We start from the raw sequence: 19,288 nt of genomic DNA on the forward strand, positions 1-19,288 counted from the left end.
ACCCGCCGCCGCCCCGAACCATTCCTGCGACGGACGCGCCGGAGGCGGTGGCATCCGTAACGTCGAAGACATGATCACCGCAACCGCGCTCACCAAGCGCTACGGCCAGAAGACGGCCGTCAACGACATCACGTTCAGCGTGCGACCCGGTCAGGTGACCGGGTTCCTCGGGCCGAACGGCGCCGGCAAGTCGACCACGATGCGCATGATCGTGGGGCTCGACCGTCCGAGCGCCGGCACCGTCACCGTCGGCGGCAAGGCCTACGCCGAGCACCGCGCCCCGCTGCACGAGGTCGGCGCGCTCCTCGACGCGAAGGCCGTGCACACCGGCCGCACCGCCGAGAACCACCTGCTCGCGATGGCGGCGACGCACGGCATCGGCAAGCGCCGCGTGCGCGAGGTCATCGAGCTCACCGGCCTCGAGTCGGTCGCCCGCAAGCGCGTCGGCGGCTTCTCGCTCGGCATGGGCCAGCGCCTCGGTATCGCCGCGGCCATGCTCGGCGACCCCTCGACCCTCATCCTCGACGAGCCGGTCAACGGCCTCGACCCCGAGGGCGTGCTCTGGGTGCGCCAGTTCGTGCGCCACCTCGCGAGCGAAGGCCGCACGGTGTTCCTCTCCTCGCACCTGATGAGCGAGATGGCGCAGACCGCCGATCACCTCATCGTGCTCGGCCGCGGCGAGATCATCGCCGACGCACCCGTCGCCGACATCATCGACGGCGGCACCCGCCCGCGCGTCCGCGTGCGCTCGCCGCACGCCTCGCAGCTCGCCGAACTGTTCGCCGCGCCCGAGGTCGCCGTGCTGCGCTCGGAGCACGGCCTGCTCGAGGTCACGGGCGTCGACGCCGCAGGCATCGGCGACCTCGCGGCCCAGCACGGGCTCGCGATCCACGAACTCACCCCGCAGAACGCGTCGCTCGAGGAGGCCTACATGGCCCTCACCGCCGACGCGGTCGAGTACCGCACGGAGGCCGTCCGATGACCACCATCACCCCCACCGCAACGCACCCCGCGCAGGGCACGCGCACCACGCGCCTCACCTTCGGCGGTGTGCTCCGCTCCGAGTGGGTCAAGCTCCGCAGCCTCCGCTCGACCGTCTGGTCGTACCTCATCGTCATCGCCATCTCGCTCGGCATGGCCTTCCTGATGTCGTTCAGCTTCGCGTACGGCATGGACGGCGGCATGGACGGGGCCGCCGTGCCCGCCGCCGAGCAGACGCAGCTCGTGCTGCAGTCGGCGGTGTTCGGCGTCTACTTCGGCCAGCTCGTCGTGGGCGTGCTCGGCGTGCTCGTCATCAGCGGCGAGTACACGACGGGCATGATCCGCTCGACGCTCACCGCGGTGCCGAAGCGGCTGCCGGCCCTCGCGGGCAAGGCCGTCGTGCTGTTCGTCTCGACGTTCGTCGTCGGGCTCGTCGCGAACCTGGCGGCGTTCCTCACCTCGTCGATCGTCTTCGCGGGCGTCGGCGTCTCGGCGAACCTCTTCGACGGCGACGTGCTGCTGACGCTGGCCGGCGGTGCGCTCTACCTCGCGCTCATCGCGATCTTCGCCCTCGGCGTCGGCACGATGCTCCGCTCGAGCGCCGGCGGCATCGCCGCGGTCCTCGGCCTGCTGCTCCTCCTTCCGACGGTGCTGCAGCTGATCCCGGCCGACTGGGCGCACGACATGGTCCCCTACCTGCTCTCCAACGCGGGGATGACGATGTTCGGCACGATCGGCGCGGACCCCGCCGCCATCGTCGGCCCGAACGCGTGGCAGAGCCTCCTGGTCGTGCTGGCCTGGGTGGGGGTCTCCCTCGCCGGCGCAACCGTGCTCCTCAAGCGGCGGGACGCGTAGAGTCCTGCCTATGACGGAAGCACCGTTCTCCCCCGGCCGCCCGGCTTCGGCGGTCGGGGGAGAATTGCGTCTGCCGAAGCCGCCGGGCGTGATCCGGCAGTTCTGGGCGAGGCATCCGCGTCTCGCCGACGCGCTCATCGCGGCCGCCTACCTGGTGCCGACGTTCATCACCACGATCGTGCTCGCGACCGACGATCCCGAGCCGCCGCTCTGGACGACCGTGCTGCAGCTCGTGGGCATCGCCGTCGGCACCGCCGCCCTGCTGCTGTTCCGTCGCTCGCAGCCATGGCTCGTGATGGCCGTCGCCTGGCTCGTGTGCCTCATGGTGTACCCGCTCAGCGGCAGCGACGTCTACCCGATGCTCTTCGCGCTCTACGGCCTCGGCGTCTACCGGTCGACGAAGTCCGCGTGGGTCGGCTTCGCCGTCTCCGTCGCGGTCTCGACGGCCGCCGCGTACCTCTCGACCTGGTTCGTCGCCATCGAACTGCTTCCCGGCCCCGAGCTCGTCGGCGGTCCCGTCGCCGCCTCGACGCAGTACGCGGTGGTGATGCTCATCGCGACGCTCATCGGCGTCACGGTCGGCAACCGCCGCCGCTACCTCGACGCGCTCATCGCCCGCGCGCACGACCTCGCCCGCGAGCGCGACCAGCAGGCGCAGCTCGCAGCCGCCGCTGAGCGCGCGCGGATCGCCCGCGAGCTGCACGACATCGTCTCGCACGGCCTCACCGTCATGGTGACCCTCGCCGACGGCTCGGCGGCCACCGTCGCGCGCGACCCCGAACGCGCCGCCGACGTGATGCGGAGTGTCGCCGAGACGGGGCGCGACGCGCTCGGCGAGATGCGTCGCATGCTGGGCGTCCTCACGGGACCCGACGCCGAACCCGCCGAGCTCGCCCCTCAGCCGGGGCTCGGCGCGCTTCCCGAGCTCGTCGAGGGGTTCCGCGACACGGGGATGCCGGTCACGCTCACCACCGTCGGCGCGCCCGCCGACGACGCCGCCACGGGCCTCGCGGTCTACCGGATCGTGCAGGAGGGCCTCACGAACGCGCTCCGCCACGGCGAGCGCGCGCACCGCGTCGACGTCCGCGTCGAGCACCGCGCCGACGGCGTCGAGATCACGGTCGACGACGACGCCCCGCACGACCGCAAGGCGGGCGCGACGGCCACTCGCGGCGCCGGTCGTGGGATCGCCGGTCTCCGCGAGCGTGCGGCCCTCCACGGCGGCGAGCTCGACGCCGGTCCTCTCCCCGGGCGCGGCTGGCGACTGCACGCGACGCTCCGGCATCCCGAGGCCGTAGAGCTCCCCCACGACGCACCCGACCGCACGACCGATCGTGCGACGCACGACACCCCGAAGGACGGCACGGAATGACCGACGCCCCGCACGAACCGATCCAGTCGCATTCGACCCCGATCAGAGTCGGCCTCGTCGACGACCAGGCGCTGGTACGCACCGGATTCCGCCTCGTGCTCGACGCCGAGACGGGCATCGAGGTCGTCGGCGAGGCCGCCGACGGGCGCGCCGCACTCGAGCTCGCCGACACGACCCGGGTCGACGTGCTGCTCATGGACGTGCGCATGCCTGGCATGGACGGTATCGCCGCGACCGCGGAGGTGAGCGCGAGGCATCCCGAGACCCGCATCATCGTGCTCACGACCTTCGACCTCGACGAGTACGCCTTCTCGGCGATCCGGGCGGGTGCGAGCGGGTTCCTCCTGAAGGACGTGCGTCCGCAGGAGCTCGTGACCGCGATCCGCACGGTGCACGCGGGCGAGGCCGCCCTCTCGCCGCGGGTCACGCGGCGCATGCTCGAGCTGTTCGCCGAGGACCTCCCGGCGGGCTCCGACGCCCGCACGCCCGCGGCCCCCGTGCCCGGCCCGCTCGATGCGCTCACGGCCCGCGAGCGCGAGATCCTGCAGGCGATCGCCGAAGGGCTCAACAACACGGAGCTCGCCGAGCGGTTCTTCCTCTCGGAGTCGACCGTGAAGACCCACGTCGGCCGGGTGCTGCAGAAGCTCGGCGCCCGCGACCGGGTGCAGCTCGTCATCATCGCGTACGAGCTCGGCGTGCTCGGGCCGCAGAACGGGCACCGCACGGATCGCTAGGCTTGCTGGGCGCACTCGCTACGAAAGGGATCGTCCATGCCTGCTGCCAACCTCACCCGCGTCGAAGCCGAGGAGCGGGCGGCGACCGTCGGCTCCCCGCGCTACGAGGTCGTGCTCGACCTCACGGGCGACGGCGAGACCTTCCGCAGCGAGACGACCGCCCGGTTCACGGGCGTCGCCGGCGCCTCGACGTTCATCGAGGCGTGCACCGAGCGGGTGCACGAGGTCGTGCTCAACGGGCGAGCGCTCGACCCGGCCGAGGTGAGCGACGGCACCCGCATCAGGCTCGACGGGCTCGAAGCCTCGAACGAGCTGCGCGTCGTCGCCGACGCCCGCTACACGAACAGCGGCGAGGGGCTGCACCGCTTCGTCGACCCCGTCGACGGCGAGACCTACCTGTACACCGAGTTCGCCGTCGCCGAGGCGAACCGCGTCTACGCCGTCTTCGACCAGCCCGACCTGAAGGCGGGCGTGCGCTTCACGATCACCGCCCCCGCGCACTGGAGCGTGCTGTCGAACGCACCCTCGCCCGAGCCGGTGGCGGGCCCCGGGGCATCCGGCGTCGCCACCTGGGCGTTCGAGACCGGACCGGTCATCTCGAGCTACATCGTCGCGATCATCGCCGGCCCCTACGCGAGCTGGCGCGGCACCGCGACGAGCGTCGACGGCCGCGAGGTGCCGCTGGGCCTTTTCACCCGTGCCTCGCTCGCCGAGTACGCCGACCCCGAGATGATGTTCTCGACCGTGCAGGCGGGGCTCGCGTTCTACGAGCAGGCCTTCGGCGTGCCGTACCCGTACGGCAAGTACGACCAGATCTTCGTGCCCGAGTACAACTGGGGCGCGATGGAGAACGTCGGCGCGGTCACCTTCAACGAGTCGTACCTGTTCCGCTCGCGCGTCTCCGACGCCCGCCGCGAGCAGCGCGCGATCGTCGTGCTGCACGAGCTCAGCCACATGTGGTTCGGCAACTCGGTGACCATGAAGTGGTGGAACGACCTGTGGCTCAACGAGTCGTTCGCGACGTGGGCGTCGACCCTCGCGACCTCGCAGGTCACCGAGTTCACGGGTGTCTGGGCGACCTTCGCGAGCGACGAGAAGACGCACGCCGCCGAGCAGGACCAGCTGCCCTCGACCCACCCGATCGTCGCCGAGATCCGCGACCTGGAGGACGTCGAGGTGAACTTCGACGCCATCACCTACGACAAGGGCGCCTCGGTGCTGAAGCAGCTCGTCGCCTGGGTCGGGCTCGAGGCGTTCCAGCGCGGCGTCGGCGCCTACCTCGCCGCACACGGCGGCGGCAACGCGACCCTCCGCGACCTGCTCGACGAGCTCGAGCGGGCGAGTGGTCGCGAGCTCACCCGCTGGTCGCAGCTCTGGCTCGAGACGGCGGGTGTCAACACAATTCGCGCGGTCGTCGAGCAGGATGCGTCGGGCACGATCACGGCCGCTCACCTCGAGCAGACCGCGGCGCCGTCGCATCCGACCCTGCGCCCGCACCGTCTCGCGATCGGCGGCTACTCGCTCGGCGACGGCGGGCTGACCCGTGCCTTCCGCGTCGAGCTCGACGTCGACGGCGCGCGCACCGAACTGCCCGAGCTCGTCGGCGAGACCATGCCCGACCTCCTGCTCGTGAACGACGACGACCTCACCTACGCCAAGGTCCGCCTCGACGCGCACTCCTTCGAGACGGCCGTGCACCACCTCGCCGAGCTCGCCGACCCGGTCGCGCGCGCGGTCGTGCTCGGCTCCGCCTGGGACGCGGTGCGCGACGCCGAGCTGCCCGCCGCCGCGTTCGTGCGCCTCGTGCTCGCCTCGATCGGGCACGAGACCCAGTCGTCGGCGCGCGGGCTCGCGCTCGGGCGCCTCGAGCTCGCCCTCGGCCGCTACCTGGCCGACGAGCACCGCGACCGGATCTCCGCCGAGGCGGGCGACGCGATCTGGGCGCTCGCCGAGCTCGCGCCCGCCGGCTCGGATGCGCAGCTGCAGTTCGTGAAGGCCTTCACCCGCCTCGCGACGACGGCCGCGCACGGCGACGTGCTCGGCAGCCTCCTCGAGGGCACGATCGCCCTCGACGGCCTCGAGATCGACCTCGACCTCCGCTGGGAGCTCGTGATCGCCCGTGCCGCGCTCGGCGCCGGCGACGACGAGGAGCTCGCGGCGGCGCTCGCCGCCGACGACACCGCGAAGGGGCGGCAGCTCGCCGAGACGGCGCGCGCCGCCCGCCCCGACCAGGCGGTGAAGGATGCCGCGTGGCGACGCGCCATGACCGACACGGGGCTGTCGAACGACCTCGCCCGCGCGATCGCCGACGGCTGGCGCCGCACGAACGCGCCCGAGCTCCTCGCGGGCGTCGCGCGCGAGTACCTCGACGCGATGCCCGGCGTCTGGGAGGGCCGCTCGTACAACATGGCCGCCATCCTCTCGACGCGGCTCTTCCCGAGTCCGCTGGTCGACGCCGAGCTCGCCGAGCTCACGCGCGCGTGGCTCGCCGAGCACCCTGAGCCCGCCTCGATGCACCGCATCGTCTCGGAGCACCTCGCCGAGCTCGACCGGGCGCTCGCCGCGCGCGCCCGCGATGCCAGCGAGCTCTCGGGTGGGGCTCAGTAGACTTGCCAACCATGTTCGGATTCGCAGAGCCCGCTGTCGACGACCCGGAGAACAACCCGGTGAGCGGCGATTTCTGGGCCGGTATCGCGCAGTTCTGGGCTGACAACTGGGACGTCATGCTCGGCAAGCTCATCTCGATCGCGATGATCATCGTGATCGCCCTGCTGATCCGCTGGGTGCTGCACTTCGTCATCGAGCGGGTCGTCAAGCAGATCGTCACGGGCGTCAAGAAGAAGCAGGACGTCACCGACACCCAGGCGCTGCAGGCCTCGCCGCTCGCCGCCGTGCGCGTCGTGCAGCGCACCCGCACGCTCGGCACGGTGCTCACCAACATCGTCAACGTGACCCTGTTCATCGTGGTGGTGCTGCTCATCGTCACGACGATCAACGAGCAGATCCTCGGCTCCTTCGCGCTGCTGACGGCGGCGGTCGGCGCCGGCCTCGGTTTCGGCGCGCAGAACATCGTGAAGGACGCCCTGAACGGCATCTTCATGGTCGTCGAGGACCAGCTCGGCGTCGGCGACGTCGTCGACCTCGGGCCCGCGACCGGCATCGTCGAGGAGGTCCGCATCCGCATCACGACCGTCCGCGACGTGAACGGCACCCTCTGGTTCGTGCGCAACGGCGAGATCCTGCGGGTCGGCAACATGTCGCAGGGCTGGGCGCGGGTCATCATCGACCTCGCGGTGCCCTACGACGCCGACGTCGACGCCGTCGAGACCGAGCTGCTGCGCACCGCGACCGAGCTGGCGCATTCGAGCAAGTGGCGTTCGCGCGTGCTCGAGAAGCCCGAGGTGTGGGGGCTCGAGTCGATCTCGGCCGACGCGATGGTGCTCCGGGTCGTCATGAAGGTGCGCTCCTCCTCGAAGGACGACGTCGCCCGCGAGCTCAGGATGCGCCTGAAGCGCACCCTCGACGAGATGGAGCTGAAGCTGCCGAGCCTCGCGAGCGTCGTGCTCACCGGCTTCGACGGCGCCACCCGCGTGAAGGGCGCGAAGCCGCCGCGCACCTCGCCGAACAGCGTCGTCCCCGGCCAGCCCGTGAAGAAGCCGAAGAACCGGGCGCCGCGTCTGCCGCGCGGCACCGTCGGAGGAGCGGGAACGACCCCGCCGAAGCCGAGCGATGGAGGCCCGGCATGACCGAGATCCAGTCGTTCTACGAGCAGGTCGGCGGCCGGCCGACCTTCGAGAAGCTCGTCGCCGAGTTCTACCGGGGCGTCGCCGACGACCCGGTGCTGAAGCCGATGTACCCCGAGGAGGACCTCGGGCCCGCGGCGCTGCGCCTCCAGCTCTTCCTCGAGCAGTACTGGGGCGGCCCCGGCACGTACAGCGAGGAGCGCGGCCACCCGCGCCTCAGGCTGCGCCACCAGCCGTTCAAGGTGAACCCCGATGCCCGCGACCGCTGGCTCGCGCACATGCGCGCCGCGGTCGACTCCCTCCAGCTCCCGCCGCTGGCCGAGGAGACATTGTGGGATTATCTCCAGCGAGCCGCTTTCGCGATGGTGAACACCTTCGACGACTGACGACCCACCGCCACCACCCGAAGCGACGAAGGAGTCCCTGTGGCAGCAGCAGCATCCACCCCCGATGCGATCATCGTCGGTGCAGGCCTCGCCGGCCTCGTCGCGGCATCCGAACTCGTCGAAGCCGGCCGCCGCGTCGTCGTCGTCGACCAGGAGCCCGCGGCGAGCCTCGGCGGCCAGGCCCATTGGTCGTTCGGCGGCCTGTTCCTCATCGACTCGCCCGAGCAGCGGCGCATGGGCGTGAAGGACTCGCTCGAGCTCGCCCGGCAGGACTGGGAGGGCACCGCGGCGTTCGATCGCGAGGAGGACGAGTGGGGCCGGCGGTGGGCCGAGGCGTACCTCGAGTTCGCCGCGGGCGAGAAGCGTGCATGGCTGCACGAGAAGGGCGTCCGCTTCTTCCCGGTCGTCGGCTGGGCCGAGCGCGGCGCCGGGCAGGCGATCAGCCACGGCAACTCGGTGCCGCGATTCCACATCACGTGGGGCACCGGGCCCGGCGTGCTCGCGCCGTTCATCGCCCGGGTGAAGGCCGGTGAGGCCGCGGGGCTCGTCGAATTCCGCCACCGCCACCGGGTCGACGAGCTCATCGTCGAGGGCGGCGCGGTCGTCGGCGTGCGCGGCGCTGTGCTCGCTCCCGACGACGCGGCGCGCGGCGAGGCATCGAACCGCGACGTCGTCGGCGACTTCGAGCTGCGCGCCCCCGCCGTGCTCGTCTCGTCCGGGGGCATCGGCGGCAACCACGAGCTCGTGCGCGCTTCGTGGCCGGCTCGGCTCGGCGAACCGCCCGCCGAGATGCTCTCTGGTGTGCCCGCGCACGTCGACGGCCGCATGCTCGGCATCGCCGAGGCATCCGGAGCGCGTCTCGTCAACGGCGACCGCATGTGGCACTACACCGAGGGCATCACCAACTGGGACCCGGTGTGGCCGCTGCACGGCATCCGCATCCTGCCGGGGCCCTCGTCGCTCTGGTTCGACGCCGAGGGTCGCCGGCTGCCGCCGCCCCTGTTCCCCGGCTTCGACACCCTCGGCACGCTCGAGCACCTCATGGCGACCGGTCACGGGCACTCGTGGTTCGTGCTCACCCAGAAGATCATCGAGAAGGAGTTCGCCCTCTCGGGCAGCGAGCAGAACCCCGACCTCACCGGCAAGGATCTGAAGCTGCTCGCCCAGCGCGTCCGGCCGGGCGCCCCCGCGCCGGTCGAGGCCTTCAAGGAGCACGGGGTCGACTTCATCGTCGCCGACACCCTCGACGAGCTGCTCGAGCGGATGCACGCCCTCTCCCCCGAGGCCCCTCTCGACACCGCGAACATCGAGCGCGAGGTGCACGCGCACGACCGCGAGATCGAGAACGAGTTCACGAAGGACCTGCAGGTCACCGCGCTGCGAGGAGCCCGCAAGTACCGCGGCGACAAGCTCATCCGGGTGGCGACCCCGCACCGGTTCCTCGACGCCGACGCCGGGCCGCTCATCGCCGTGAAGCTGCACATCCTCACCCGCAAGAGCCTCGGCGGCATCCAGACCGACCTCGACTCGCGGGCGCTCGGCGCCGACGGCACGCCGGTTCCCGGCCTCTACGCGGCCGGCGAGGCGTCGGGCTTCGGCGGCGGCGGCGTGCACGGCTACCGGGCGCTCGAGGGCACCTTCCTCGGTGGATGCCTCTTCACCGGCCGTGCGGCCGGACGGGCGATCGCGGCCGCAGCCGGCGAGTAGCGACGACGGAGCGTCTCGGGACCCGATGAGTTCGGGTCTCGAGACGGCTCCTCGGCCGACAACTTACGCCTTGAGCGTCCAGGGCTTGCGCCGGACGAGCACGTGGCCGCGGCGCGAGGAGAGCCTGGTCCACGGACCGGTCTCGAAGAGTTGCACGGGGTCGTCGCCGAGGAACCCGAGGCTGAAGGCGGCGAACGCCGCCCCGGTCGGCAGGAACTCGACTCCTTCGACGCCGCGGCCCCACACCTCGGAGCGGACGCGCTGCACCAGCTGCTCGCCTGTGCCGGCGGGGATCGCCGCGGCGACCTCGTCGATGCCTGCGCGCGCCGCGGCCTCGAGCACCGAGGCATCCGCCTCGCCGAGCGGGCGCCAGCCGCCTCGTGGCGGCGAGATGCCCGCCCAGGTGACCGTGTTCACCTCGGGCGGTCGCGACATCGAGATCGGCCGCGACTCGTCGCCCTCGCCGAGCTCGCCGCGGGCGCGCACGATCCGCTCGACGAGCGAGCGCATCGGCACGACCGAATCGAACTCCTCCGTGTCGGCGAGCGCGAAGGTGCGCAGACCGAGCACGGTCGGGCTCTCGTCGAGGATGCCCCGTGGATAGAGGATCGCGGTGTAGACGGCGAGGATTCCGGAGCCGGCGATCAGACGCACCGACCCGTCTTCGACGCGGGCGGCCCGTTGCAGGTACGTGTGCAGATCGCCGAGCGACAGGCTGTCGGCGAGCGTGAGTCGTTGAACCATCTCCTGTCTAAACTACCAAGTGAGCGGGGCTGTTCCGGCTGGCCCGCGTTCCACGGCGCCGGCGGCGGCCGCCCACCGACACGGAGGAACGATGAACGGACCCATCGACGGCCTGCTGAGCACCCTGAATCTCACCGACACCGGTGCGCGCACGACCGAGGACATCTTCACGGGTCCGTCGCAGTGGATGCCGCTCGGCCGCGTCTTCGGGGGCCAGGTGCTCGCCCAGTCGATCGTCGCCGCCCTGCACACCGTGCCCGAAGACCGCAACATCCACTCGATGCACGGGTACTTCCTGCGCCCCGGCGATGTCGCGCACCCCATCACGTTCTCGGTCGACCGCATCCACGACGGACGCTCGTTCTCGACGCGCCGCACGCAGGCCTACCAGCACGGCGAGCCCATCCTCTCCCTCATCGCGTCGTTCCAGACCGACGACGACGGCATCGAGCACCAGCTCGAGATGCCCGAGGGCCTGCCCGACCCCGAGTCGCTGCCGTCGACCGCCGAGGTGCTCGGCAAGTTCGACCACGACGTCGCCCGGTACTGGTCGAACGAGCGCGCCTTCGACGTGCGCCACGTGCCGTCGCCGATCTACCTCAGCGTCGACGGCGACCGCTCGCCCCATCAGGCCGTGTGGATGAAGGCATTCGGCCGCCTGCCCGACGACCCGAAGCAGCACCGGGCTGCGCTCGCCTACGCGAGCGACTACTCGATCCTCGAGCCGGTGCTGCGTGCGCACGGCATCGCCTGGGCAACGCCCGGGTTGAAGGTCGCGAGCCTCGACCACGCCATGTGGTGGCACCGCGACGCCCGCGTCGACGAGTGGCTGCTCTACGTGCAGGAGTCGCCGTCGGCGAGCGGCGGCCGCGGGCTCTCCCTCGGCCGCGTGTACACGCGCGACGGGGTGCTCGTCGCGAGCGTCGCCCAGGAGGGCATGGTGCGGGTGCCCGCGCCGCGCGACTGAACGGTTGCTGTGCAATTCCGGCGCCGGGCGTGTCCGTGCTCCACAATGGGGGCAGTGGGCGCACCACGGCGTCCGGAGCGGACGAAGGAGTTCGGCGATGACGGAACCCAGCGATCTGACGCGACGTGCAGTGCTCACCATCGGTTCGGTCGGCGCGGTCGGCAGCGCCCTCGCCTTGGCCGGCTGCGCGGCGGATGACCCGGGCGGCAGCCCGAGCCCGACCGTCGAGCCGACGCTCGAAGACGAGCCGACGGCGACGACCGGCCCCGAGCCCGATGCGCCGGCCCTGGGCGACGATGTCGGCGCCCTCGCCGACGTGCCGGTCGGCGGCAGCATCGACGCGACGATCGACGGCGAGCCCGCGCTCATCGCCCAGCCGACGGCCGGGCAGGTGGTCGCGTTCAGTGCGATCTGCACGCACCAGCAGTGCGTCGTCGCCGCGGCGGGCGAGGAGTTCCACTGCCCGTGCCACGGCTCGATCTACGAGGCCGCCACCGGCGAGGTGGTGCAGGGCCCCGCGATCGATCCGCTGACGCCCATCGCCGTCGCCGTCTCGGGCGACCGGATCGTCACCGCCTCCTGAGACCCGGGGCGACCGAGATGGAGTACAGCTTCGCCGGGCTCCCCCTCCACGTGCTGCTCGTGCACGCCGTGATCGTGCTCACGCCGCTCGTGGGGCTCCTCCTCGTCGTGCTCGCCGCCTGGCCCGCTGCGCGGCGGGTGCTGTGGCTGCCCGCCCTCCTCGGCGCGGCGCTGCTCGTGCCGCTCGGCCTCATCACCGTCGAGGCCGGCAAGTGGCTCGAGGCCCGGGTTCCCGAGGCGCCACTCATCCAGCAGCACACGGGCATGGGCGAGGAGCTCACCCCGTGGTTGATCGCGCTGCTCGCGGTGGCCGCGCTCGTCGCCGTCTGGGCGCTCGTGGAGCGCGCGGACTCGCGGCGCGCGAGCCCCATGCTGTCGCGAGGCGTGCGCATCGGGGTCGCCGTCGTGCTCGTCCTCGCGTCGCTCGCCGTCGCGATCGGTGCGACCGTGACGCTGGTGCGCATCGGCGAAGCCGGCAGCCGCGCCGTCTGGGAGGGGTCGTTCAGCGAGGATCCGCTCGAACGCTGAGGTGACGCTCCCGAGATCGCGCCGAGACCGTCCCGCTCAGCGACGGCAGGGCGGGATCCGGAGTCGTCCGTTCAGCGTCGACGGAAGCTGATCGTGTCCTCGAGGTACGGAGTCCAGGCCTCGCGCTCCTCGTCGGTCATGCGCCGGGGTCGATCGCTCGCGGCATCGACGAGCACGATGGTCGTGACCGCACGCGTGTAGCGCACGCGCGGCTCGACCCCGACCGGTGAGAACACCTCGTAGCAGACGTCGAGGCTCGCACCGCCCATGTGGCCGATCCAGAGCTCGATGTCGAGCGGCAGCCGCTGGTACGGGATCGGCGAGAGGTACTCGATCTCCTGCCGTGCGATCAGCGTGATCGTCGTCGACCCGGGGGTCGCGTCGATGACCGCCGTCGAGGCGCCCACCGCATGCTCGGCGGTGCCGTGCTCGTCGACCCAGAACGCCTGGATGCGAGCCTCCTCGAGGAGGCTCAGCATCCGGGCGTTGTTCACGTGCCCGTAGGCGTCGAGGTCGCTCCACCGCAACGGGGTGGGCACGTGCAGGCGCATCTCAGTCCCGCGTCAGCTTGCGGTAGGTCGAGCGGTGCGGCTTCGCGGCGTCGGCGCCGAGGCGCTCGACCTTGTTCGCCTCGTAGGCTTCGAAGTTGCCCTCGAACCAGTGCCAGTTCGCCGGGTTCTCCTCGGTGCCCTCGTAGGCGAGGATGTGCGTGGCGATGCGGTCGAGGAACCACCGGTCGTGGGTGATGACCACGGCGCAGCCCGGGAACTCGAGGAGCGCGTTCTCGAGGCTCGACAGGGTCTCGACGTCGAGGTCGTTGGTCGGCTCGTCGAGCAGCAGCAGGTTGCCGCCCTGCTTGAGCGTGAGCGCGAGGTTCAGTCGGTTGCGCTCACCGCCCGAGAGGATGCCGGCGCGCTTCTGCTGGTCGGGGCCCTTGAAGCCGAAGGTCGAGACGTACGCACGGCTCGGCACCTCGACCTTGCCCACCTGGATGTAGTCGAGGCCGTCGGACACGACCTCCCAGAGCGACTTGTTCGGGTCGATGCCGCCACGGGTCTGGTCGACGTACGAGATCTGCACGGTCTCGCCGATCTTCACCGAGCCGCCGTCGCTCGGCTCGAGGCCGACGATGGTCTTGAAGAGCGTGGTCTTGCCGACGCCGTTCGGGCCGATGATGCCGACGATGCCGTTGCGGGGCAGCGAGAAGCTGAGTCCGTCGATGAGGACCCGGTCGCCGAAGCCCTTCTTGAGGTTCTTGACCTCGAGCACGATGTCACCGAGGCGAGGACCGGCCGGGATCTGGATCTCCTCGAAGTCGAGCTTCCGCGTGCGCTCGGCCTCCGACGCCATCTCCTCATAGCGGGCGAGGCGCGCCTTCGACTTCGCCTGACGGCCCTTGGCGTTCGAGCGGACCCACTCGAGCTCCTCCTTCAGGCGCTTGGCGAGCTTCGCGTCCTTCTTGCCCTGGACGGTGAGGCGCTCCTGCTTCTTCTCGAGGTAGGTCGAGTAGTTGCCCTCGTAGGGGTAGAGCCGGCCGCGGTCGACCTCGCAGATCCACTCGGCGACGTGGTCGAGGAAGTACCGGTCGTGGGTGACGGCGAGCACGGCGCCGGGGTACTTGGCGAGGTGCTGCTCGAGCCAGAGCACGCTCTCGGCGTCGAGGTGGTTGGTGGGCTCGTCGAGAAGCAGCAGGTCGGGCTTCTGCAGCAGCAGCTTGCAGAGGGCGACGCGTCGCTTCTCACCGCCCGAGAGCACCGAGACCTGCTCGTCGCCCGGGGGGCAGCGCAGCGCGTCCATCGCCTGCTCGAGCTGGGAGTCGAGGTCCCACGCGTCGGCCGCGTCGATGTCCTCCTGCAGCGTGCCCATCTCGGCGAGCAGTGCGTCGAAGTCGGCGTCGGGTTCGGCCATGAGCAGCGAGATCTCGTTGAAGCGGTCGAGCTTCGCCTTGATCGGGCCCACGCCCTCCTGCACGTTCTCGAGCACGGTCTTCGACTCGTCGAGCTCGGGCTCCTGCATGAGGATGCCGACCGAGTAGCCGGGCGTGAGCTTCGCCTCGCCGTTCGACGGCTGGTCGAGGCCGGCCATGATCTTCAGGATCGTCGACTTGCCGGCACCGTTCGGGCCGACGACGCCGATCTTCGCCCCGGGGAGGAACGCCATGGTCACGTCGTCGAGGATGACCTTGTCGCCCACCGCCTTGCGCGCGCGAACCATCGAGTAAATGTAATCAGCCAAGATCTTCCCTCAAACCCCATGCGGTAGCGGCCGAACGCGGCCCGCCGTGTCGCCTACCAGTCTATGGGGCGAGTCTCGCCGACGAGACAGTCGCCGGTGCCGAGCGCCGGGCGCACCGCGCCGTGGTACCCGCCGGACTTCGGCCCGTACTGCCCGACGAGGCACTCGTCCTGGAAGAGCACCGCGAACTGCACCGAGTCGGCGTCGAGGTCGACGGTCGTGCGATCGGCGGTGACCTCCATCGCCGCCTTGTCGAAGCCCGCGGCGACGAGTGCGTCGATGAAGTCGCGCCCGCCCGCCTCGGCGTTCGCCGCGACGACGGCCGCGTTCACGGAGTCGAAGAAGGCCAGGTTCTCAGAGGCGGACAGCTCGGGGCGGAGGGTGGGCGGAGCGCTCGGTGTCGGGGTCGCCGTGCCGGTGGCCGACGGCCCGCTCGAGGCGGAGGGCGACGGGTCTCCCCCGCCGAACAGACTGCACCCGGCGAGCGAGAGGGTGAGCGCCGCTGCGGCGAGCGCGAGCGCCGTCGTGGTCCCGTTCCGCCGTGACATGCTTCCCCTCTCACCGCGGTGTCGACCGCCCGAGCCGAGTCTATGCGGTCGGAACCGCGCGGCAGCGGACGGCCGTCACCGCCGCACGGTTCAGTCGCGCTCGGCGGCGGCGAAGGCGTCGAGGTCGGATGCCTCGTCGTCGCCCTCGTCGGTCGGCGAGGCCTCGAGCAGCGACCAGTCGGCGGTGCCGCCGTCGCCCGCTCCGTCGAACACGCCGGCCTCGGTCGCCGACGGATCGCTCGGCGCCGAGCCGGCGTCGACCTGCCCGTCGCCCTCGCCCGAGCCGGGCTTGGGCGCCTGAACGCGGGCGTAGGTGCTCACGCACCAGGCGAGGTCGTGGCCGATCGCATCGGCTTCGATCTCGACGGAGGTACCCGACTTCGTGGCCGTCTCCCAGGCGCGCTGACGGAGCCGGCCCTGGACGATGACGCGCTCGCCCTTGCGGATCGACAGGCTCGCGTTGCGGGCGAGCTGCCGGAAGGCCGAGACCCCGTACCAGTTGGTCTCGCCGTCGGCCCACTCGCCCTTGGCCCGGTCGAAGAACCGCCGGGTCGACGCGACGCGGAAGGACGTGATGACGAGCCCGTCGCCCGTGACGTGCTGGTGGGGATCGGTGCCGACGACGCCGGTCACCGTGATGGTGTCGCTCATGTGTACTCCTCGGTCTGGCGCCGCCGCGGATCGGCGACTCGTGGCTCCGGGACGGCCTCGTGCCGGACACCGCCCCGGAACCACGTGCCCCAATGGTCGGCGCGGGCTCCGAGGCATCCGGGCGCCGCCGTCGATCTGTGCACCGGGGCGCCGCCGCCCGTGCTGTCGAGGAGAGGTGACGACGCGGGCGTCACACCGGCGCGCGCAGATCTAGAGTGGCGGGATGCCGTACAACGCCGCCCCCGACCGCTACGACCGCATGCGCTACAACCGAGTGGGCCGGAGCGGCCTGAAACTGCCCGCGCTCTCGCTCGGGCTCTGGCACAACTTCGGCCACGACCGCCCGTTCGAGACGCAGCGGGCGATCGTGCGACGCGCCTTCGACCTCGGCATCACCCACTTCGACCTCGCGAACAACTACGGCCCGCCGCCCGGCTCGGCCGAGGAGAACTTCGGCCGGCTGCTCGCCGGCGACCTCGCGCCCTACCGCGACGAGCTGATCGTCTCGTCGAAGGCGGGGTACGAGATGTGGCCGGGTCCGTACGGCGAATGGGGGTCGCGCAAGAACCTGCTCGCCTCGCTCGACCAGAGCCTCGGCCGGCTCGGACTCGACTACGTCGACGTCTTCTACTCGCACCGGCCCGACCCCGAGACGCCGATCGAGGAGACGATGGGCGCCCTCGCGACCGCCGTCAGGCAGGGGAAGGCGCTGTACGTCGGCATCTCGAACTACGGGCCCGACGAGACGCGCGCCGCCGCCGCCGCGCTCGCCGCGGAGGGGGTGCCGCTCCTCATCCACCAGCCGCGGTACTCGATGTTCGACCGCCACATCGAAGACGGCCTGTTCCCCGCGCTCGAGGAGGTCGGTGCCGCGAGCATCGTGTTCTCGCCGCTCGCCCAGGGCCTGCTGACCGACCGCTACCTCTCGGGCGAGGTGCCCGCGGGTTCGCGCGCGGCGACGAGCCGGTTCCTGCCCGCCGAGCGGATCAGCGCCGAGTACCTCGAGCGTGCACGGGCACTCGACGCGATCGCCCGCGAGCGCGGGCAGTCGCTCGCGCAGCTCGCGCTCTCGTGGGTGCTGCGACAGCCGCTCGTCGCGAGCGCGCTCATCGGCGCGTCGAGCGTCGCGCAGCTCGAGCAGAACGTCGCCGCCCTCGACGCCGCCCCCCTCACGGACGACGAGATCGAGCGAATCGAGCCCTTCGCGGCGCACGGCACCGCGCTCGGCTGAGGATGTCGGTGGGTGCTCCTAGCCTCTGAAGACACCCCGCAGGGCCGGCTGCGACGTCGAGAGGAGCATCATGACGACCATCGCGCCGCAGCCGCGCATTCGAGAACCGTTCCCCGTCGAGGTGCCCGGGCTCGCGTTCCTGCCGGCCGCGCCCGGCCTCTGGCGGGTCGCCCGGCCCGACGGCTCGGTGCTCGGCCATGTCGAGCATCGCAGCGACGACGGCCGGTTCGCGGTGCGGCGACTCGCCTCCGGCACGCTGCGCTCGACCGAGCTCGGCGAGTTCTGGTCGGCGCGCGAGGCCGCCGAGCTCTTCCGCTGAGACCTCGGTGCGCCCCGATTCGGGGCGCGCCGCCGGGGCTCTGCCGTGCACGTCCTGCTCGGGGGTAGCCTGCGGCCATGCAGTGGTGGAACGACCTCATCTCCTGGCTCACGTCGAGCGAATCGCAGACGGCGGTGTTCGCCGCCATCGTGCTGTTCGTCTCCATCCTCGCGGCCGGGCTGCTCGCGGCCTGGATCTCGAGCGCCGCGGTGAAACGCGTCGTCGCGCAGCGCGATCGCGAGGCCAAGACGGCCGCGATCGCCGCGCTCGTCGACGCGGCGACCGAGGCATCCGTGTGGAACTCGCTCACGCCGCAGGAGCAGGTGCTCGCCGACCGCACCGTCGGCCAGGCCGACATCCTCGTCCGACTCCTCCCGATCCGCGGCTCCGACATCGCCGCCAACTGGGCCTCGCACCAGCTCCACGAGCTCAAGCGCGCATCGGCGACCTTCGGCTATCAGCTCGACCCCGCCGTGGTCGAGTTCCGCGACCGCCTGCTCGAATGGCAGCGTCACCCGTCGCGCACCAAGCGCCAGTTCCAGAACGACCTCGTGCGGTGGCGCACCCAGCGCGACGAGACGCCCGAGCAGTCGGCCATCGACGAGCAGGAGGCGTGGGTCGCCCAGCAGCACCACGACCGCTACCGCGATGCCGTGACGATCACCGACACGGCCGAGGCGTCGACCGCGCCGACGCCGACGGTCGCGACCGACGGCACCGGCCCGACGGCGACGCTGCCCGTCTCGGACGCGCAGCGCTGATAGCACCGGGCGCTGACGACATTCGTCGATCAGCGGCTCTGGCGTTGATCGCGGCTCAGCGCCACCACTCGTCGAACTTCGACACCGGCACGGTGCGCTTGTGCCGCGTCTGCAGGAACCGCGCCTCGAGCTTCTCGGCGACGCCCGGGTCGATCTCCTCGCCCTCGAGGTAGGCGTCGATGTCGGCGTAGCGCAGGCCGAGGTTCGCCTCGTCCGACTGGCCGGGCTGCCCGTCGAGGAGGTCGGCGGTCGGCACCTTGAGGTACAGGCGCTCGGGGGCGCCCAGCGACTCGAGCAGGGCCCGCCCCTGCCGCTTGGTGAGCCCGCTGAGCGGCAGGACGTCGGCGCCGCCGTCGCCGAACTTCGTGAAGAAGCCGGTGATCGCCTCGGCCGCGTGGTCGGTGCCCACGACGAGCAGGCCGCCCTCGCCGGCGATGGCGTACTGGGCGACCATCCGCATCCTGGCCTTCACGTTGCCTTTGCCGAAGTCGCTCATCGGTGCACCGAGCGCGTCCTCGAAGTCGGTCGCCACGCCGTCGACACCGCCCTTGATGTTGAACACGACCGTCTCCTGCGGGTCGATGAACTGCAGGGCGAGCTGGGCGTCGTCCTCGTCGCGCTGCACCCCGTACGGCAGTCGGACCGCCACGAACCGCGCGTCGACGCCGTCGGCGACGAGCTCGTCGACCGCAACTCGGCAGAGACGCCCGGCGAGCGAGGAGTCCTGACCGCCGCTGATGCCGAGCACGAGCCCCTTCGCACGTGTGGCCCGCAGGTAGTCCTTCAGGAAGTCGATGCGCGCGCGCACCTCTGCGGCGGGATCGACGGTCGGACTGACGTTGAGCTCGGCGATGATTCGCGCCTGCAGGTCTCGCATGCCCCGACGATACCGCCGTCGTGTTTCACGGAGGAAACACGGGCTGCGCGTCACGCACGGGCGTCCG

At 71.5% G+C, this 19,288-nt stretch carries 20 protein-coding genes; 14 read left to right on the forward strand and 6 right to left on the reverse strand.

Features of this window, described 5'->3' with window-relative positions; translation table 11 throughout:
- Positions 1-70: 70 nt before the first annotated feature.
- Genes ACFVTR_RS11800 through ACFVTR_RS11835 form a run of 8 tightly spaced genes read left to right on the forward strand, consistent with a single transcriptional unit; the run spans position 71 to position 9,778 of the window.
- Complete coding sequence (locus tag ACFVTR_RS11800) at positions 71-982, forward strand: ABC transporter ATP-binding protein (protein WP_387037476.1); 912 nt, start codon at positions 71-73, stop codon at positions 980-982.
- Positions 979-1,836, forward strand: coding sequence for an ABC transporter permease (locus ACFVTR_RS11805; protein ID WP_387037478.1), 858 nt, complete (start codon positions 979-981; stop codon positions 1,834-1,836). The genes ACFVTR_RS11800 and ACFVTR_RS11805 overlap by 4 nt, the downstream gene beginning before the upstream one ends.
- A gap of 10 nt (positions 1,837-1,846) precedes the next feature.
- Complete coding sequence (locus ACFVTR_RS11810; RefSeq protein WP_387037480.1) at positions 1,847-3,208, forward strand: sensor histidine kinase; 1,362 nt, start codon at positions 1,847-1,849, stop codon at positions 3,206-3,208.
- Entirely contained in the window at positions 3,205-3,942 is a 738-nt protein-coding gene (locus ACFVTR_RS11815; RefSeq protein ID WP_387037482.1) for a response regulator, read from the forward strand. Before ACFVTR_RS11810 ends, ACFVTR_RS11815 begins: the two co-directional genes overlap by 4 nt.
- A gap of 36 nt (positions 3,943-3,978) precedes the next feature.
- Positions 3,979-6,549 (forward strand): aminopeptidase N, encoded by a 2,571-nt coding sequence (gene pepN / locus ACFVTR_RS11820; RefSeq protein ID WP_387037484.1) that lies wholly within the window; start codon positions 3,979-3,981, stop codon positions 6,547-6,549.
- Between the two features lie 11 nt (positions 6,550-6,560).
- Positions 6,561-7,688, forward strand: coding sequence for a mechanosensitive ion channel family protein (locus ACFVTR_RS11825; protein ID WP_387037486.1), 1,128 nt, complete (start codon positions 6,561-6,563; stop codon positions 7,686-7,688).
- Positions 7,685-8,071: a globin gene (locus tag ACFVTR_RS11830; RefSeq protein WP_387037488.1), complete on the forward strand. Its 387-nt coding sequence runs from the start codon at positions 7,685-7,687 to the stop codon at positions 8,069-8,071. Before ACFVTR_RS11825 ends, ACFVTR_RS11830 begins: the two co-directional genes overlap by 4 nt.
- 39 nt (positions 8,072-8,110) lie before the next feature.
- Positions 8,111-9,778: an FAD-binding dehydrogenase gene (locus ACFVTR_RS11835; RefSeq protein WP_387037490.1), complete on the forward strand. Its 1,668-nt coding sequence runs from the start codon at positions 8,111-8,113 to the stop codon at positions 9,776-9,778.
- A 63-nt stretch (positions 9,779-9,841) separates the two neighbouring features.
- Here the strand turns inward: ACFVTR_RS11835 and ACFVTR_RS11840 are convergent, their stop codons facing one another.
- On the reverse strand, positions 9,842-10,522 hold the full coding sequence (locus ACFVTR_RS11840) for a hypothetical protein (RefSeq protein ID WP_376945615.1): 681 nt from the start codon (positions 10,520-10,522) through the stop codon (positions 9,842-9,844).
- A 91-nt stretch (positions 10,523-10,613) separates the two neighbouring features.
- On the opposite strand from ACFVTR_RS11840, the gene ACFVTR_RS11845 reads away from it, so the two are divergent.
- The 3 genes from ACFVTR_RS11845 (at position 10,614) to ACFVTR_RS11855 (ending at position 12,599) form a co-directional block, all read left to right on the forward strand.
- Positions 10,614-11,489 (forward strand): acyl-CoA thioesterase, encoded by an 876-nt coding sequence (locus ACFVTR_RS11845; protein WP_387037491.1) that lies wholly within the window; start codon positions 10,614-10,616, stop codon positions 11,487-11,489.
- A 97-nt stretch (positions 11,490-11,586) separates the two neighbouring features.
- Positions 11,587-12,072, forward strand: coding sequence for a Rieske (2Fe-2S) protein (locus ACFVTR_RS11850; protein WP_387037493.1), 486 nt, complete (start codon positions 11,587-11,589; stop codon positions 12,070-12,072).
- A gap of 17 nt (positions 12,073-12,089) precedes the next feature.
- On the forward strand, positions 12,090-12,599 hold the full coding sequence (locus ACFVTR_RS11855; RefSeq protein ID WP_387037496.1) for a hypothetical protein: 510 nt from the start codon (positions 12,090-12,092) through the stop codon (positions 12,597-12,599).
- 71 nt (positions 12,600-12,670) lie between these two features.
- On the opposite strand, the gene ACFVTR_RS11860 is transcribed toward ACFVTR_RS11855, so the two are convergent.
- The 4 genes from ACFVTR_RS11860 to ssb form a co-directional block, all read right to left on the reverse strand.
- Positions 12,671-13,150, reverse strand: coding sequence for an acyl-CoA thioesterase (locus ACFVTR_RS11860; protein ID WP_387037498.1), 480 nt, complete (start codon positions 13,148-13,150; stop codon positions 12,671-12,673).
- Between the two features lies 1 nt (position 13,151).
- Positions 13,152-14,834, reverse strand: a complete 1,683-nt coding sequence (gene ettA, locus ACFVTR_RS11865) for an energy-dependent translational throttle protein EttA (protein WP_387037500.1) — start codon at positions 14,832-14,834, stop codon at positions 13,152-13,154.
- Between the two features lie 53 nt (positions 14,835-14,887).
- Positions 14,888-15,382: a DUF6993 domain-containing protein gene (locus ACFVTR_RS11870; RefSeq protein WP_387037502.1), complete on the reverse strand. Its 495-nt coding sequence runs from the start codon at positions 15,380-15,382 to the stop codon at positions 14,888-14,890.
- Positions 15,383-15,472: 90 nt separating this feature from the next.
- A complete protein-coding gene (gene ssb / locus ACFVTR_RS11875) occupies positions 15,473-16,033 on the reverse strand; it encodes a single-stranded DNA-binding protein (RefSeq protein ID WP_387037503.1) in 561 nt (186 codons plus the stop codon).
- Positions 16,034-16,256: 223 nt separating this feature from the next.
- Between ssb and ACFVTR_RS11880 the strand changes: the two genes are divergently transcribed.
- The 3 genes from ACFVTR_RS11880 (at position 16,257) to ACFVTR_RS11890 (ending at position 18,344) form a co-directional block, all read left to right on the forward strand.
- Entirely contained in the window at positions 16,257-17,264 is a 1,008-nt protein-coding gene (locus tag ACFVTR_RS11880) for an aldo/keto reductase (protein ID WP_387037505.1), read from the forward strand.
- A 70-nt stretch (positions 17,265-17,334) separates the two neighbouring features.
- Complete coding sequence (locus ACFVTR_RS11885) at positions 17,335-17,583, forward strand: hypothetical protein (RefSeq protein WP_387037507.1); 249 nt, start codon at positions 17,335-17,337, stop codon at positions 17,581-17,583.
- Positions 17,584-17,660: 77 nt separating this feature from the next.
- Positions 17,661-18,344, forward strand: coding sequence for a hypothetical protein (locus ACFVTR_RS11890; protein ID WP_387037509.1), 684 nt, complete (start codon positions 17,661-17,663; stop codon positions 18,342-18,344).
- A 55-nt stretch (positions 18,345-18,399) separates the two neighbouring features.
- On the opposite strand, the gene nadE is transcribed toward ACFVTR_RS11890, so the two are convergent.
- Positions 18,400-19,221 carry an ammonia-dependent NAD(+) synthetase gene (gene nadE / locus ACFVTR_RS11895; protein ID WP_387037511.1) on the reverse strand — a complete coding sequence of 274 codons (822 nt, stop codon included), beginning with the start codon at positions 19,219-19,221 and terminating at the stop codon, positions 18,400-18,402.
- Positions 19,222-19,288: the final 67 nt, after the last annotated feature.

The sequence above is a fragment of the Agromyces sp. NPDC058126 genome, from assembly GCF_042884595.1.
GTDB lineage: Bacteria > Actinomycetota > Actinomycetes > Actinomycetales > Microbacteriaceae > Agromyces.

Bases quoted from the DNA above. Each gene is read 5' to 3' on its own strand.
- ACFVTR_RS11810 (WP_387037480.1), top strand. From the start codon at position 1,847: ATGACGGAAGCACCGTTCTCCCCCGGCCGCCCGGCTTCGGCGGTCGGG.
- ACFVTR_RS11800 (WP_387037476.1), top strand. From the start codon at position 71: ATGATCACCGCAACCGCGCTCACCAAGCGCTACGGCCAGAAGACGGCC.
- ACFVTR_RS11855 (WP_387037496.1), top strand. From the start codon at position 12,090: ATGGAGTACAGCTTCGCCGGGCTCCCCCTCCACGTGCTGCTCGTGCAC.
- pepN (WP_387037484.1), top strand. From the start codon at position 3,979: ATGCCTGCTGCCAACCTCACCCGCGTCGAAGCCGAGGAGCGGGCGGCG.
- ACFVTR_RS11890 (WP_387037509.1), top strand. From the start codon at position 17,661: ATGCAGTGGTGGAACGACCTCATCTCCTGGCTCACGTCGAGCGAATCG.
- ACFVTR_RS11880 (WP_387037505.1), top strand. From the start codon at position 16,257: ATGCCGTACAACGCCGCCCCCGACCGCTACGACCGCATGCGCTACAAC.
- ssb (WP_387037503.1), bottom strand. From the start codon at position 16,033: ATGAGCGACACCATCACGGTGACCGGCGTCGTCGGCACCGATCCCCAC.
- ACFVTR_RS11830 (WP_387037488.1), top strand. From the start codon at position 7,685: ATGACCGAGATCCAGTCGTTCTACGAGCAGGTCGGCGGCCGGCCGACC.
- ACFVTR_RS11815 (WP_387037482.1), top strand. From the start codon at position 3,205: ATGACCGACGCCCCGCACGAACCGATCCAGTCGCATTCGACCCCGATC.
- ACFVTR_RS11825 (WP_387037486.1), top strand. From the start codon at position 6,561: ATGTTCGGATTCGCAGAGCCCGCTGTCGACGACCCGGAGAACAACCCG.
- ACFVTR_RS11805 (WP_387037478.1), top strand. From the start codon at position 979: ATGACCACCATCACCCCCACCGCAACGCACCCCGCGCAGGGCACGCGC.
- ACFVTR_RS11850 (WP_387037493.1), top strand. From the start codon at position 11,587: ATGACGGAACCCAGCGATCTGACGCGACGTGCAGTGCTCACCATCGGT.
- ACFVTR_RS11885 (WP_387037507.1), top strand. From the start codon at position 17,335: ATGACGACCATCGCGCCGCAGCCGCGCATTCGAGAACCGTTCCCCGTC.
- ACFVTR_RS11870 (WP_387037502.1), bottom strand. From the start codon at position 15,382: ATGTCACGGCGGAACGGGACCACGACGGCGCTCGCGCTCGCCGCAGCG.
- nadE (WP_387037511.1), bottom strand. From the start codon at position 19,221: ATGCGAGACCTGCAGGCGCGAATCATCGCCGAGCTCAACGTCAGTCCG.
- ACFVTR_RS11860 (WP_387037498.1), bottom strand. From the start codon at position 13,150: ATGCGCCTGCACGTGCCCACCCCGTTGCGGTGGAGCGACCTCGACGCC.
- ACFVTR_RS11840 (WP_376945615.1), bottom strand. From the start codon at position 10,522: ATGGTTCAACGACTCACGCTCGCCGACAGCCTGTCGCTCGGCGATCTG.
- ACFVTR_RS11845 (WP_387037491.1), top strand. From the start codon at position 10,614: ATGAACGGACCCATCGACGGCCTGCTGAGCACCCTGAATCTCACCGAC.